Origin of the sequence: Rhodococcus sp. NPDC057014 (assembly GCF_042673295.1) — a bacterium.
Classification (GTDB): domain Bacteria; phylum Actinomycetota; class Actinomycetes; order Mycobacteriales; family Mycobacteriaceae; genus Rhodococcus_F.
Genome location: NZ_JBHUSF010000238.1, coordinates 1 through 14,375, shown reverse-complemented (window position 1 = coordinate 14,375; position 14,375 = coordinate 1). Strand labels below are relative to the sequence as shown.

At 68.5% G+C, this 14,375-nt stretch carries 18 protein-coding genes; 3 read left to right on the top strand and 15 right to left on the bottom strand.

Annotated elements, in window-relative coordinates; all coding sequences use genetic code 11:
* Positions 1–47: 47 nt before the first annotated feature.
* Positions 48–413: a RidA family protein gene (locus tag ACFTZB_RS32880; protein ID WP_378438057.1), complete on the bottom strand. Its 366-nt coding sequence runs from the start codon at positions 411–413 to the stop codon at positions 48–50.
* A 129-nt stretch (positions 414–542) separates the two neighbouring features.
* Between ACFTZB_RS32880 and ACFTZB_RS32875 the strand changes: the two genes are divergently transcribed.
* Entirely contained in the window at positions 543–1,469 is a 927-nt protein-coding gene (locus ACFTZB_RS32875) for an NADP-dependent oxidoreductase (RefSeq protein ID WP_378438055.1), read from the top strand.
* A gap of 39 nt (positions 1,470–1,508) precedes the next feature.
* Here ACFTZB_RS32875 and ACFTZB_RS32870 read toward each other — a convergent pair whose 3' ends face one another.
* Genes ACFTZB_RS32870 through ACFTZB_RS32850 form a run of 5 tightly spaced genes read right to left on the bottom strand, consistent with a single transcriptional unit; the run spans position 1,509 to position 4,882 of the window.
* Positions 1,509–2,447 (bottom strand): CopD family protein, encoded by a 939-nt coding sequence (locus ACFTZB_RS32870; protein ID WP_378438053.1) that lies wholly within the window; start codon positions 2,445–2,447, stop codon positions 1,509–1,511.
* Positions 2,448–2,452: 5 nt separating this feature from the next.
* Entirely contained in the window at positions 2,453–2,986 is a 534-nt protein-coding gene (locus tag ACFTZB_RS32865; protein WP_378438051.1) for a copper resistance protein CopC, read from the bottom strand.
* Positions 2,983–3,651 carry a YcnI family protein gene (locus ACFTZB_RS32860; protein ID WP_378438047.1) on the bottom strand — a complete coding sequence of 223 codons (669 nt, stop codon included), beginning with the start codon at positions 3,649–3,651 and terminating at the stop codon, positions 2,983–2,985. The genes ACFTZB_RS32865 and ACFTZB_RS32860 overlap by 4 nt, the downstream gene beginning before the upstream one ends.
* Before the next feature lie 41 nt (positions 3,652–3,692).
* Positions 3,693–4,211 carry a hypothetical protein gene (locus ACFTZB_RS32855; protein ID WP_378438045.1) on the bottom strand — a complete coding sequence of 173 codons (519 nt, stop codon included), beginning with the start codon at positions 4,209–4,211 and terminating at the stop codon, positions 3,693–3,695.
* Positions 4,212–4,228: 17 nt separating this feature from the next.
* A complete protein-coding gene (locus tag ACFTZB_RS32850; RefSeq protein ID WP_378438043.1) occupies positions 4,229–4,882 on the bottom strand; it encodes a DUF6474 family protein in 654 nt (217 codons plus the stop codon).
* A gap of 162 nt (positions 4,883–5,044) precedes the next feature.
* On the opposite strand from ACFTZB_RS32850, the gene ACFTZB_RS32845 reads away from it, so the two are divergent.
* Entirely contained in the window at positions 5,045–6,601 is a 1,557-nt protein-coding gene (locus ACFTZB_RS32845) for a TM0106 family RecB-like putative nuclease (RefSeq protein ID WP_378438041.1), read from the top strand.
* A 38-nt stretch (positions 6,602–6,639) separates the two neighbouring features.
* On the top strand, positions 6,640–7,314 hold the full coding sequence (locus ACFTZB_RS32840; protein ID WP_378438038.1) for a YoaK family protein: 675 nt from the start codon (positions 6,640–6,642) through the stop codon (positions 7,312–7,314).
* Positions 7,315–7,364: 50 nt separating this feature from the next.
* Here ACFTZB_RS32840 and ACFTZB_RS32835 read toward each other — a convergent pair whose 3' ends face one another.
* The 9 genes from ACFTZB_RS32835 to ACFTZB_RS32795 form a co-directional block, all read right to left on the bottom strand.
* Positions 7,365–7,721 (bottom strand): RDD family protein, encoded by a 357-nt coding sequence (locus ACFTZB_RS32835; protein ID WP_378438036.1) that lies wholly within the window; start codon positions 7,719–7,721, stop codon positions 7,365–7,367.
* An 83-nt stretch (positions 7,722–7,804) separates the two neighbouring features.
* A complete protein-coding gene (locus tag ACFTZB_RS32830) occupies positions 7,805–8,668 on the bottom strand; it encodes a hypothetical protein (protein ID WP_378438034.1) in 864 nt (287 codons plus the stop codon).
* The gene (locus tag ACFTZB_RS32825) at positions 8,668–8,982 is read right to left on the bottom strand and encodes a WXG100 family type VII secretion target (protein ID WP_276136680.1); all 315 of its coding nucleotides are present in this window, start codon (positions 8,980–8,982) and stop codon (positions 8,668–8,670) included. The genes ACFTZB_RS32830 and ACFTZB_RS32825 overlap by 1 nt, the downstream gene beginning before the upstream one ends.
* Positions 8,979–9,488 carry a YbaB/EbfC family nucleoid-associated protein gene (locus ACFTZB_RS32820; RefSeq protein WP_378438032.1) on the bottom strand — a complete coding sequence of 170 codons (510 nt, stop codon included), beginning with the start codon at positions 9,486–9,488 and terminating at the stop codon, positions 8,979–8,981. The genes ACFTZB_RS32825 and ACFTZB_RS32820 overlap by 4 nt, the downstream gene beginning before the upstream one ends.
* Positions 9,489–9,668: 180 nt before the next feature.
* Positions 9,669–10,481, bottom strand: a complete 813-nt coding sequence (locus ACFTZB_RS32815; RefSeq protein ID WP_378438030.1) for a hypothetical protein — start codon at positions 10,479–10,481, stop codon at positions 9,669–9,671.
* Entirely contained in the window at positions 10,453–12,738 is a 2,286-nt protein-coding gene (locus tag ACFTZB_RS32810; RefSeq protein WP_378438028.1) for a hypothetical protein, read from the bottom strand. Before ACFTZB_RS32810 ends, ACFTZB_RS32815 begins: the two co-directional genes overlap by 29 nt.
* The gene (locus tag ACFTZB_RS32805) at positions 12,735–13,070 is read right to left on the bottom strand and encodes a hypothetical protein (RefSeq protein WP_378438026.1); all 336 of its coding nucleotides are present in this window, start codon (positions 13,068–13,070) and stop codon (positions 12,735–12,737) included. The genes ACFTZB_RS32810 and ACFTZB_RS32805 overlap by 4 nt, the downstream gene beginning before the upstream one ends.
* 74 nt (positions 13,071–13,144) lie before the next feature.
* Positions 13,145–13,774 (bottom strand): class I SAM-dependent methyltransferase, encoded by a 630-nt coding sequence (locus ACFTZB_RS32800; RefSeq protein ID WP_378438024.1) that lies wholly within the window; start codon positions 13,772–13,774, stop codon positions 13,145–13,147.
* 85 nt (positions 13,775–13,859) lie between these two features.
* Positions 13,860–14,375, bottom strand: a 516-nt coding sequence (locus tag ACFTZB_RS32795) for an SDR family NAD(P)-dependent oxidoreductase (RefSeq protein ID WP_378438021.1), incomplete at its 5' end; no start/stop codon positions are given.

The following is a 14,375-nucleotide window of genomic DNA, read 5'->3' as shown; positions in this document are numbered from 1 at the left end:
CGATTGCTCGAAACGGGGACCCGCGGCGCGGTCGGACGCCGGTGCCGTCAGTGGGCCGCGACCGCCGCCACTGCGTCGATCTCGGCGATGGCGCCGTAGGGGAGGCTGCTCACCTCGAGGAACGTGCGCGCGGGGCGCGGCTCGTCGAAGATGCGCTCGAACTGGCGGTTCGCCTCCTCGCGCAGCGACAGGTCGGTGACGTAGTAGGTGAGCTTGACGACGTCCTTCAGCTGCCCGCCGACGGTCGCGAGGCGATCGACCATCCGGTCGACGGCGGCGTCGAGCGCCTCGGTGCGGCCCGGGACGGCGGTGCCCTCGGCGTCGACGGACAGTGCGCCGGAGACGAACGCCAGTCCGCCCGCGACCACGGCCGGGCTGTAGGGGTGGTGGGCGGTGACTTCGGTGAGGGACATGGAGGCTCGCTTTCTCGGTGGGCTGCTCCGGTCACTATATCTTAGCGCTAAACTAATTGACAGGGTTGTGGAATCGACGCTTCGGCCGAACTCCTGGCGCGACGGACCGCCGAGGACGAGATTGAGGGCATGACGAATTCGAACCAGACCATGACGGCAGTCTCCTACTCGTCCTACGGCGGTCCCGAGGTACTCGAGATCCACGACGTGCCGGTGCCCGAGCCCACCGGCAACCAGGTCCGCCTCGTCATCCGGGCCGCCGGCGTGAACCCCATCGACTGGAAGCTGCGGTCCGGGTCGATGGCCGAGGTGATGTCGGTGCAGTTCCCGAAGATCCCCGGCAGCGAGGTCGCCGGCGTCGTCGACGCAGTCGGGCCGGACGCGACCGGTGTGCTGGTGGGTGACGACGTGTTCGGCTGGTCCGACACCGGCAGCTACGCCGAATACGCACTCGCCTCGATCGTCGTGCCGAAACCGAAAGCGCTGAGCTGGACGGACGCGGCCACCATTCCCGTGGCCGGCGAGGCCGCCACTCGGGGCCTCCGGCTCCTGAAGCTGAAGGCCGGTGAGACGTTGCTCGTGAACGGTGCGTCGGGCGCGGTGGGAACCATTGCGGCGCAACTGGCGCTGGACTCCGGCGTCACCGTGATCGGCACCGCGAGCGAAAAGCACCACGACACGCTGCGGGAGTTGGGTGTGACCCCCACGACGTACGGCGAGGGACTGACGGCCCGGGTGCGCGATCTCGCGCCGAACAACGTGGACGCCGTCCTCGACCTCGGCTTCGGCGGACTCGAGGCGGCGATGGAACTGCGCGGGGGCACCGACCGGATCGTGACGTTGTCGGACGGTGCCGCGTTCGGGCTGGGAATCACGTTCTCGTCCGGCAACGCCGGCGACCGCAGCGCGGAGACACTGCGCAGGCTGGGTGCCCTCGTCGTCGCCGGGAAGCTGACCCTCCCGCCGGCCCGCATGTTCCCGCTGGCCGACGCGGCCGACGCGCAGCGCGCCGGCGAGAAGGGCGGGAGCCGCGGGAAGCTCCTGCTGCACCCGTGAGTACTTATCAACCGCCCGTGGTTAACAAGTACTCACGGGTCAAGCGGTGGTGGCCAGAGCGGCGGCGAGACCGAACGGAACCGCCATCACCACCACTTCGGCGATCGCGCGCCGCAGGGACCCTTCCGCGCTGATCCGGTGCGCCCCGGCCTGGACCACCCACGTTCGCCGCCACCACCAGCCGAGCCCGAGAAGCGCCGCCAACGCCACCGCCTTGGCGAGCACGATGCGGCCGTAGCCGGTGTCGAACAGGGGAGTGATCCCGCCCAGCCGGACGGCCGCGTCGACGATCCCGGTCGCGGTCAGCAGCCACACGCACCGCCACGCGACGACGGAATACCGCGGCAGCCACGACGACCAGTCCCCCCGCGACCGGAGCATCAGACCGAGGGCCGCGAGGAGCCCGAACCACACCGCGGCGGCGAGCGCGTGGACGACGTCGAGGACCGAGCCGAGAACCTGCTGCGACATGTGGCCGGTGATCGGCCGGGCCACCAGGGCGAGCGCCGCGAGCACCAGCACCGGGACGGGAAGCCGGGCGTCGCTGCGGCGGAACGCGACCGCCGACCACACGGTGGCCGCGACGGTGCACACGAGAACGGCGAGGTCGACGCGTCCCGCGCTGATCTCGGTCACGTACGCGCCGAACCGCCCGACCGACAACTGCGACAACGTCAGGGCGTCGGCCTCCGCCGCCGTCATCGACAGCAGTACGGCCTCGGCGAGCATCCACGCGCCGGCGATCGCGGTCGCCAACCGCCACAGTCGTTGGTCCCGCACGAGGGGCCGGCTGTCGGCGCGACTCCACCAGCCCAGCGCGGCGAGCCCGAGCACCGCCGAACCGAGCACCAGGCACAGTGCCCGGACAGCGCTCGACGGCGAGGGGTCTTCGGGTTGCGCCAACGCCCAGCCGCAGGCGACCCCGACGAGCGACGTGGGTACGGCGAACAGCAGCCACGACTGCCGCGCCGTACCCACCGCGCTCAGTTCTCGCCGCGCGGCTTGCGGAGCGCGAACCACAGCCCGCCGCCGAACACGACCACCCCGGCAGCGATGAACGGCCACAGCGGAACTCCGCCGCTGCCGGATTCACCGGAGCTGTCGGCCGCGGCGCCGGGTGTGCCCGACCCGTCCTGGGTGAGGGTGAACGTGCGGGTGCCGCTCACCGGGTGCCCGTCGGCGGACGTGACGCGGAACGCGACGGTGTACACCCCGGCCGGTCCCAGCTCGCCGAGTTCGGCGCTGACCGTGGGCCCTTCGACGACGGGGTCGCCCTTGGTCCACAGGTTCCCGTCGGGTCCCACGACGGTCAGCGACGCGAACGATTCCTGCAGCGCCTCGTTGAACGTGACGCTCACCCGGTCCGGACCGGCCGCGATTTCCGCGCCGTTCTCGGGCGTGGACCCGATCACGACGGAATGAGCGAGAGCGGTGCCGGCGCCGAGCATGCTCGCGAGCATCGTCAGCAGCCCGACCGCGATCACCTTCACCGACGTGAACGTGGTGCGTCGTCTCATGATCGACGGCTCCGGACCATGGCGCCGAGGCCGAGCGCCGCACCGAGCGCACCCAGGACCAGTCCGATGCCGCCGAGCCAGCGGGCGGTGTCGTCGGTGCCGGACGCCGTCGTCTCGGTCTCCTCGGACGTCGTGGCACCTCCGGCGTCGTGGCTGTGGTCTTCACCGCTCGCCGCGGCCAGCGTGAGGGTGGGGGCCGGCTTGTCGGGCTCCGCGCCGTCGGGGCCTTCCGCCTGATCCCAGTTGACGACCTCCCCGTCGCTGTACGTCTGGGTGGCCGGGAACGACACGTCTTCCTGCTCCGGCAGCGGTCCGGCAGACAGCTCGAACTGCTGGAATTGTCCGGGCGCGACACCGACTCCGGGGTCGGCGGTCCACGTCACGGACTTCGCGACCTGCGACGTCGGGTCCTTCTCGACGACGGACGTCCACCCCGGCAGCGGCGTGGTGCGGGCCGACTTCAGGTCGGGGAGCGCGACGGTCAGCTTGGTGGTGGACGCCGTCTCGGACTCGGTGGGAACGCGGAACGTCAGGACGGAGTAGCCGCCCTGCTCGGCGCCGGGGGCGACGACGGTCACGTGGGCGGCGGCCACACCGGCCGCGAGGAGCATGGCGCCACCGGCCGCACCGGTCGTGAAAAGGGCACGGGAAACGAGGGAATTCATCGAAGGTCCTTTGAAAGGTCTGAAGGGAGAAGAGGTGGGAATCAGACCGGGACCGGTGGGCCGCGACGCGAAATGCTCGTGCGCAGCAGGGCGTCCACGGGATTCGCGGGACGCGCGGGGAGGTGCGCCGGTTTCGCTGCCGAGACGGGCTGCGGCTCGCCGCGCAGAACCACCCGCCAGACGTGAACGAGGGGACCGTACAGCCGCTCGGCGTTCGCGATCAGCAGCGCACAGACCACGGTGGCGGCCGCGTGCGCGGCGAGCATCGGCACGGCGGGGACCGCCGAATGCACGTGCGAGGTGAGCGTGAGTGCGAAGTGCGCGGCCACCTGGCCGGCGCCGAGGGCCCCCACGAGCGCGAGCGGTCCGTGGAAGCGGGCGGGTAGCTGTGCGGTGACCGCGCCGACACCGCCGCACGTGACGAGCAGCAGGGTCACGGCCGCGGACTCGGGGAGACCACCCCCGCCGATGCCGTGCGCCGCGACCGCGAGACCGGCGACGAGCGCACCGACCGCCGACCCCCGAAGGGTGGCGGTCGCGGCGGGGCGGGCGGGGGACATCGAGGTGTTCGGGTCGTTCAGCGCACGCCGAGGCGGGCGAGGAGATCGGCTTCCACTCCGTCGAGTTCGGACGAGATGGCGTGATGGGCGGCCTTGCGTCGGGCCTGCGGCATCTGCTCGGCCGCGCGGACGGCGGTGTTGAGATCACCGAGGCGGTCGCGGATGGCGGCGGCGAACTTCTGCGTCTCCGCGTCGTCCGGCTTCTGCGCGAGGATCTCCGTGGTGGAGCTTTCGGCACCGGCGATGCGGGCGCTGAGCTTGGCGCCGTGCCCGGTGAAGTTGGCGAGCTGGTCGACGTCGACACCCATCCGGTCGGCACGGCGGGCGTCGATCTGCCCGCGCACGACGGTGGCGGCGCGGTAGGCGATTGGCAGCAGCACCGGCGTCAGTAGTCGTGCGACACCGAGGTACTTGCGGACGGCGGCGACCGTGAAACCCTTCTGGGCGGCGGCCTTCTCCTCGGCCTTCAACGCAGCGATCTGAGCCTTCTCGACCTTCTTCAGCGACTTCAGTTCGGCAGCCTCGAGCTTGCGCCCGGCCTTCGCGGCCTGCTTGTCGCGTTTCCGTTCGTTCTTCGCGCTCAGCTTCGCCTCCACCCCAGCCTTGTGCCGGAGTGCCTTGGCTTCCGCCTTGCGGGTGGCTCGGGACTTACGTTTCTTCAACAACCCCATCGAAAAGACCCCTTTTCCTGGTGTTTCAGCGGAGCCCACGCTACCAACTGCATCCGGTGCTTCGGGATCAGCCTAGGGGAGCACATAATCTTCGTCATCGTGTGTTCCCATATCGGTCAGCAATCAGAACCCGACGCCTCTCCCGGAAAGGTGTCGGGGACGGTGATCGATGCCAGCGCCCTGACGCGGTGCCGTCACCGGGTGCACCTCGACGCGGCGTTCCCCGAACAACTCGCGGCCGCGCCGGAGGACCCGGGCGTCCGCCAACGTCAGGATGCCGCCGCCGCCAAGCGCGAAGACGTCCGCCGGATCCTCACCGAGCACGCACCGGAACGGTGGGTGCAGATCGACCCCGAGCAGAGTCTGCGCCGGCGCGCCGAGGACACCCTCGCCGCATGCGAGGCGGGTGCGGACCGTATCTGGGGAGCCGTGCTCCCGCTCGACCGCGACGCCGGCCGGAGGGCGCGCTGCGAGATCCTCCTCCGCGACGAGGACCACGGTGGGTACATCCCGGTGATCGTCGTCAACCACAAGGTCACCGATCCCGGCCGCGGCGCGGTGACGTCGGGAATGTTCGAGTGGAAACCGCAGGAGGACGTGGCGCGGAAACCCCGCAGCCAGGTCCGCGACCAGATGCGCGTCGCGCAGGTGTACCGGATGCTCGAGCGGCACGGGCTGGCGAGTCCCGCCCTCGTGGCCGGCGCCATCGGGTACGGCTCCGACGTCATCTACGTGCACGACCTCACCACCGTCCTCGACGACTACGACGAACGCTTCGCCGACCGGCTCGCCGTCGCCCGCGGCGAATCGGCGACCGTGCCGTCGAGGATCGGCGAATGCCGTTCGTGCCCGTGGTGGCCCGGGTGCGAGGAACAACTCACGCAAACCCACGACGTGAGCCTGGTGGCGACCGGTTCGCGGGCCGACATGCTGCGCGACGCCGGATGCCACACCATCGACGACCTCGCGGCGTGGGACCGCGAACCGCTCGAGGACTGGCCGCACGGCGCGTTCGAGGACGCCGTCGTCACCGCCAAGGCCTGGCTCGCGGGGGCGCCGCTGGTGCGCCGCTTCCCCGAGATCCGGGTGACGCGCGCCGACGTCGAGGTCGACGTCGACATGGAGAGCTACCAGGAGCACGGCGCCTACCTGTGGGGGACGCTGCTCAACGTGGACGGGGTGTCCGCGTACCGGCCGTTCGTCAGCTGGGATCCGGTGCCGACGCAGGACGAGGCACGGTCGTTCGCGGAATTCTGGACGTGGCTGATGGCCGAGCGGGAAGCGGCGGCACTGAGCGGCAGGACCTTCGCCGCATACTGCTATTCACGGTCCGCGGAGGACAAATGGTTGCTGGACTCCGCCCGCCGATTCGCCGGGACGCCCGGCATCCCCACCGAGGCCGAGATCCGCGAATTCATCGACAGCCCACAATGGGTCGACATCTACCAGGCCGTCAGCGACCAGTTCATCTGCCCCGGCGGCAAGGGCCTCAAGAAGATCGCCCCCGTCGCCGGATTCCGGTGGCGCGACGCCGACGCCGGCGGCGAAGCATCCATGAGCTGGTACCGCGAAGCCGTCGGCTACGACGGCGAACCCGACCTCACCCAGCGCGAACGACTGCTGCAATACAACGAGGACGACGTCATCGCCACGAAAGTCCTACGCGAATGGATGTCGGATCGGGCCGAGAACGAGATCCCGCTCGCCTCCGACCTCTAGGCTGCACAGCAGGGGCCCGAGACGGTAGGGGTGGTCAGGTGGAGGTTCCGAAGACATCCACGACGCTGCGGTTCGCGCTGCTCCTCACCGCCGCGGGCGGCTTCCTCGACGCCTACACCTACATCAGCCGCGGCGGCGTCTTCGCGAACGCCCAGACCGGCAACGTCATCCTCATGGCCATCGACCTGTCCGAGCGGCACTTCCACGCCGCACGCGCACACCTGTGGCCGATCCTCGCGTTCATCGTCGGCGTCGCATTCGCGCACCTGCTCAAGGGCGAACTCGCCCACAGCGTCTTCGACCACCCGATCCGGATCGCGATGGTCGCGCAGATCGTCGTCCTCGTCGCGGTCGCGTTCGTCCCCCCGGACGTCCCCAACGCACTCGTCACCGTGCCCATCGCGTTCGTCGCCGCCATGCAGTTCGGCCTGTTCCGCACCATCGGATCGCTGTCCTACATCGCCGTCGCCACCACCGGCAACCTCATGCGCTTCACCGAAGCGGCGTACGCCGGATTCATCGAGAAGGTCCCCGAATCGCGCCAGCACACCCGGGTGTACGCCGCCATCGTGAGCAGCTTCGCCGGCGGCGCCGTCATCGGAGCATTCGCCACCCGCTACTTCGGCGGATCCGCCGCCTGGATCCCCGCCGCCCTCCTCGCCGTCGCCCTCATCCTGTTCTACGTCGACGACGTGCGGCGCCGCCGCCTGTGAGCGGTTGACGAGTCCAGGGACTCCCTACGCACGCACGGGTGGCGAAGCCGCTACTGGTGAACGTCCCTGCCGCGTACCACGAGCGGAAACCCGTCCTTACCCTCGGTCGGTGTGTCCTGGAACAGAAATGCCGCGAACCCCAGGACCCAGCACCGCACCAGAGCGCCGAAGGTGGGCCATCGACCGTCCGCTGGTCGGATGACGCACAAACCGAGAAGCCACTTGCCCAGAGTGACGTGATAGATCGATTGAACAACGGTGCGGTGCATGAAGGACAACAGCATCCACGTGCCAACGGCGACAGCAAGCGCCACCATGGAGTCCTCGGGTGGAAGTACAGCGCCCCCGACGCTATCGGCGAGAACGGCGACGCCGAGATGGAGGCCGGCATCGATCACGAATGCCAACGTGCGACGGAGTCGGCGAGGCGACGGGTATCGCTCAGGGCCTACCGGAACCGGCCCCCGCGCATCGAGTGTCCAGGCTTCGCTCACGATTGTGTGTCCCCATCCGGCTGCCCGCTGAGATCGGCGATCGCATCGTCGAGCCCTGTTCGCGAAAGTGCCTCATCCACGATAAATCCGGGTGCCCGGTTGGCTCCGACCGTCGCATTCTGCGCCTCGGCGCCGACGTATCCCGTGACGACACCGCGAGGGTCGTACATCTTCTCGATGCCGACGACACCGTTGAGCGCACCTTTGACGGTCCCGCTGACTACACCCTTCGCGCCGGCCTCGGCGATGTTACCGAGGTCGTATCCGTCGCGTCGTCCTTCCTTGTTCTCGTACACCTGGACTGCAGTCTCCAGAATTGCTTGAAGGCCGGCACCCTGTGCCGCGCCCTTCAGAGCGCCGACGGCGGCGCGTCTGAGGATCGAGGTGATCAGCTGCCGCATGATCATCCGTACGGTGACCTGCGTGGCGGTCTCCGCCGCGAACGCGGCCGGACTTGCCGCACCGAACGTCATCGCGCTGGCCACGGCCACCGCGACGAGTTCGGCCGCCAGCACCACCAGCGCCGCGATGATCGACAGCTTCGCGACCCGGACGTCGTCGGCCGACCAGTCCAGCATGTCCCCGAGTTCGTGGAACAACTCCGACAACTCGCGCAACGCACCGTCCGCACCGATCCGCGCCCACTCCTGCGCCATCGCCGTCTCGACGTCACCACTGACACCGGACAACGCCGACCGGATCGCGGCATCGGCCTCGTCGATGATCTCGTCGAGCGAGGTGCCGGCGTCCTTCCACCCCTGCCCGAGCCGTTCCATCGCCGTCTCGTCCGCATCGGGCCAGTCCGCCCCGACCACCTTCTCCGCCAACCAGCGGACCCCGCACGGAACCTCGATGCCCATCAGAACAGCCCGGCGAGGCTGGACGCGGTGCCGCGGTCGGTGTCGTCGAACGAGTCGGCGGTACTCCGGAGCTTCGACCCGACCGCCGCCAACGCGGCGACCGCGAACCCCAGCGAGTGTTCGGCCGCGTCCGCGGACGGCAGATACCCGCTCGCGAACGCCGTCCCGGTCTCGTCGGCGCCCCAGCACTCACCCTCACCGTCGAGGGTCGCGGTCAAGGTGGCGGCGACCTCGGCCATCCGCTGCGACAGGGCGTCGAATCGGGGTGCGACGCCGCGCAGATGCGCCGGGTCCACCCACAGCTGCGCGCTCACTGCCACCCGTCCCGCAGCAGCGGCCGATTCCACGACCCGTCGCCGTGATCGTCCCGGGCCGGTTCCGGATCCGGATCCGACGGGGTACCACTGCCCTCGGGGACCAGCGGCGGGAGGAAGTCCCGCAGGCTCGGCGCGCCGGGAACGAGGTCCGGCAGATCCGGCAGGGTCGCGGTCGCGGACACGATCGATCCCATGATGCGCATCGACTCCGCGTGCGCGGCCACGCCGGCGCGGCGGGCGGCGTCGGTCATCGCGCGTCCCAGCGATTCGGGGCTCGAGCGCCGGAACGCGTCCGGTGCCAGGTGCACCTCGATCACCCCGCCGACGGAGTTCACCACCACCTGCACCAGCCCGTCGGCGGACTCACCCGTGACGCGTAGCTGTGCCACCTGTTGCTGAGCGGCATGCAGATCCTGCGTCTGCCGGTCGAGTGTGGCCAGCATCGAATCGATTTGACCCTGCAGTTCCTGCTCACGCACCCGCAGGCCTTCACGGTCGAACATGAATCCCCCCTTGACGTCTCGCGCCGCACCCAGCCGCAGCACGGTGTGACCGCACGACCCCCACAGTCGCGTCGCGGGCGAACACTACCCCTCACGCCGGCGATGCCGCCACCGAGTCGGGTCCCGTGAGTGGTTGACGAGTCCAGGGACTCCTTACACACGCACGGGCGGCGAAGCCGCCTACTCCGAATTCGCGGGCCCGATCCACTCCGGATACTGGACGGCGACAGGCATCGTCGGCGGCTCGAAACCGGGAGGTGGAACGAGGTTGCCGGACGCATTCGCGGCGAATGCCGGGAACTGCTGCTGCCACCAATCCGTACAGCCCTGAGGAATGACATCACCGTCCAGCCGTCGCAGGTAGTGGAGCTTGGTGATCTTCCAGCCCTCGAACACATTCCACGTCGGCACCCGATGCGCACGAGCGTCCTGCTGGGCGGGGTCGGTGTCCGGAACGCCTGGCTGACCCGGGTCGTCAGCGGTTCGCTCGAGTTCGATGCGGAACGCCATGTTGAGCGGGTTGAGCGAGATATTCGTACCGGCCTGCAGGAAAATGGAGTAATTGCAGACCGTTGCCGCAAGGGAAGCCTCGGTCGACTCGAATGCAGTGATGTGCGCGAAACTTGTTCCCGGAAACTGAGTGCCGTTCTCGGCCTCGTGGGCGGTCATGAAGTACTCGATATCGGGATCGCCAGGATGGGCCTCGCCACCCACAGCTGTGCCGAAACCTGGGTAGGAGTTCTCCAGTCCCACGAATGCTGTGAAGTCGCCGGCCTCGTAGCTTGCTCGTATCAATTCGGCATCCCTGCCGAGCAAGTCGACCCCCGTATCGGCTGACCAGACGTTGGAAAACAGCACTTCTCGGAGTGGCTGCGCCGGTGTCGGTTCATCGCTCGAATCCACTCCGCACCCTGATGCGAGCATCATCGTCGCCGCGGCAGCGCAGACGATCCGCGCTCCGCGATTACCCATCATTGCGGACCACGTCGTCATAGCCGTTCCGGATGCGCTCGCCGTTGCCGTCAGCGGGGTCGCCAAGATGGTTGAACATGTCTTGGTAGCCGTCCTTCGACCGCAGATCCAGATTGGGATTCGACCGCACGTCGTCCCAGGACAGGAGATTTCCGGATTCGTCGAATGCCCACGAATATTCCTGTCGGAAGTTCGCGGGAAGCTCCGGCGTCGCTTGGAGAATGTTGTAGTAGTCGCGGTAGAAGTCCGGAGCTTCCAGTGCGACGGAGGGGGCCGGCCCCGGCGCCTTGCCGATGACGGCGTCCTGCAGGGGGTCGCCACCCGCGTCGATCATGGTGTTGATGAATTCCCCGCCGGGAAGGCGGTCCAGGCCTACGGACCCGATGCTGGTGAGAGCGCCGTAGGCCGCGGCTTTGCGGTCGTAGATGGCCTGTGCTTGTTCGGCCTTGTCGCTGTAGCTGTCCTCTGTCGAGAGGAGTAGTCCCCTGTCCATGAGGCCGTGGATTCGGCCTGCGGTGGAGAGGTCGCCACCGGCCAGGGGTGCCGCGGGGTCGTGGGCGTACCGGCCCTCGGCGGCAAGGATTTCCTGCATCGAGTACTGGGTGAAGTGTGTTCCGGCCTCGGGATCGGTGTTCATCACGGCGAATACGTTCGACGAGCCGCCGAAGTGGTTGTTGTCGGCGGGGTCTGCCCAGATGCCGATGTCGAAGCCGGGGTTCTCCGGTCGTCCGGCGCCCGCGAGGTCGCTGATGTACGGACTCATGCTGTGGGACATGGTCCGAAGGAGGTCCGGGTTGACCTGCCCGACGGATTGCCCGTCGGTGCCGGGGATCCCTCGGAGCGTGTCCCAGTCGGTACTCATGTTCTCGGCGACGGCCGACATGATCTGCCCGCTGCGTGTCGCGGCTTCGACGTCGGCCGGGTTGCCGGGGTCCTCGACAGTGGCCTCTGCGTCGTCGAACCGGAACATCGAGGCTGCCGCCTGCCCGTTGTCTGACCAGTTGTGAGTGAGGACGTCGCGAACCAGATTCTGGCCGGTATCGGGCTGGGTGACCGCGTTCTGGACGGCGATCTTGTCGTCGCCGACGGCGGTGAAGATGCCTTCGGTGATCGCCGTGTTCTCCGTTCCCCGGCCGTCGACCGTGAAGTACTCGAATTTGTGGTTCGGGTTCTGTTCGTGCGCGACCTGGGCGTCGAGGTACTGGCGGCCGACCTCCAGGAGGTGCTGGTCGAGGCTGCTGCCGCTCTTGTACTGCGCATCGCCCGCCTGGACGATGTCGGCAATGGCCTGGTTGTCGGCGACTCCGTTCAGTTCGACGCTGGACGCACCGGTGGGTCCGACCATCTTGAAATCGCGGGTCACGAGATCGTCCCGGGTCAGCGATTCGACCATCCTGTCGGGTAGCAGGTTCAGGCCACCGGTTGTCGGCACCTGCGAGTCGCCCTTGACGGTGGCCGTGATCTTGTCGTTCGACACGATCTGAAGCGAGTTCGCCAGGGCGCGCGCCGAGTCCGGAGGCAGCTTGTCCATGATCTGCTGGATCTCCTGTGGGCTCTTCCCGTCCAGTGACCGGCTGACCTGATTCAGATACTCCATCTGCGACGCAGGGATCGTCGCGGCGTTGCCGGAGTTCACCGCGTCGAGTTGTTCGGAGGTCAGTTCCCCGGCCTCGGTCAGCCTCTGGATCTGCTCGGGATTCAATCCGGCGGGGTCGGAGACGAGTTGCGTCCCGTCGGACGCGCCCTGATCGGAGCCCAGCGCCGCGGCGGAGGTGAACGTTGCCCGCAGCCCGTCGCGAGCGGAAGCGAGTGCGTCCCTGACGGTTGCGTCGGCAGTTTCCGTCGCCGACGCGGCGTCGGCGATGTCGCGTTGCCACCCAATCATGTCGTTCACGCGATCGTTGTCGGGATCGGGGGTCCCGGGATCGGTGACCGTCAGGTCGTCGGCTACCCGGAAACCCGCAGACTCGGCGGCCACGATCGCCATCCGCGCACGCTGCAGCGGTGCGTCGACGTCGTGGAAACCCTGCTTCGCGCGGCCGGCGAGTGCCTCCAGTTGATCCACCACGACAAGTGCCGTCTTCTTGTCGGCATTCGCCCGGTTCTGGGCGGCTTCGGCGGTCTTGCCCTCCCAGTAGGCGTCGTTGACCTTGGTCACGCCGTCGACGTATCGGGTGAAAAGATCTTCGACCTTGGTGCCGAGGGCGATCCACGCGTCACCGATCTCGGTCAGAGACGCGGGATTCCAGGACTCGATCTGGGTGCGAGTGAGACTCATGCTTCACCGCTCCACTCGCCGGTGGCGTTCGCGTACGCGGCGACGAACCGGTCGGCTGACGATTCGTCCTGGTTCCGGTACTCCTGCGCGACATGGATCATCACGTCGCCGGTCTCGCCGAGTCGTTCCTCGATCGCCGGCACGAGCGCTGCATCCACGAGATCCGCGGAGATGCCCGACGCCTCGATGACCGAGGCCATCACGCCTCCTGCGGACGACAGGTAGGGGCCGGCGGCCGGGCCGGTTCTCAGACCACCCGCCTCGTCGGCCAGCCCGTGCAAGGTTTCCCCCAGCTTTTCGAGCTGCTCCAGATCAGCTTTCAACGTCCCCACGAAGCCCCCCTCGTCTGTTCACGGATCGACAGCAGCCTAGCGCCCCGTGAGTGGTTGACGAGTCCCCGGACTCCTCAGGCGCGCACGGGTGGCGAAGCCGCAACCCCGAGTGAGTAGGCGCCGACGATTTTCGGTGCGGCTGTCTCGTAGAAGCGGTCGAGGTCCTGGATGTCGAAACCGGCATTCGTGACCAGGGCGGGGATGTCGCGGGTGAGGTGGCAACCGCCGGCGACGGTTTTCTGGATCGGTTCGAGCCGCCGCTGCCAGCGCTGCACGTTCTCGTCCGGGGCGAGACCGTGCTCGACGAAATGCAGTGTGCCGCCGGGTTTCAGGACCCGCCGGATCTCCCGCAGTGCGGCGTCGGCGTCGGGGATGGTGCACATCGTCCAGGAGGACAGTGCGGTGTCGAAACTGTTGTCGGGGAAGGGGAGTGACTGACCGTCGAGGCCGGACCTTTCGACCGGCGTCGTCGACGCCGCCAGGCGCTTGCCGGCCAGCTTCCAGCCGAGGTCGGCGGGTTCGACGGCGCTCACCGACTCGACGGCCGCCGGATAGAACGGGACGTTGAGACCCGACCCGAATCCGATCTCCACCACGCGCCCGCGCAGCCCGGCGCAGACGCGTCGTCGCGACGGCTCCGTGAACTTCAGCCCGCAACTGATGTCGACGAGCCGCGGAACGATCCGGTCCGAGTAGAACCCCATGCTCACCTCCAGGAAGGGCGCTTCGCGCCCGTGCGTGGGAAAGGAGTCCAGAGACTCGTTAACCACGCACGGGCGGCGGAGCCGCCTACCGCGGCGCCATGCGCAGAGCGCCGTCCATACGAATGGTCTCACCGTTGAGGTAGTCGTGTTCGACGATCATCTGGACCAGTTGTGCGTACTCGGCGGGCTGCCCGAGGCGGGAGGGGAACGGGACACCGGCTTCGAGGCCCTTGCGGTATTCGTCGGTGACGCCGGCGAGCATCGGGGTGTCGATGATGCCGGGGGCGATCGTGTTGACGCGGATGCCGAACTGGGCGAGGTCGCGGGCGGCGGGGACGGTCATGCCGTGCACCCCGCCCTTGGACGCGGAGTACGCGATCTGGCCGATCTGCCCCTCGAACGCGGCGACGGACGCGGTGTTGACGACGACGCCGCGCTGCCCGGACTCGTCGACGGTGTCGGTCTTGGAGATGGCGTCGGCGGCGAGGCGCATCACGTTGAACGTTCCGAGCAGGTTGACGGTGATGACGGTGCGGAACAGTTCGAGGTCGTGCGGGCCCTTCTTCGACAGAATGCGGCCGGCCCAGCCGACGCCGGCGCA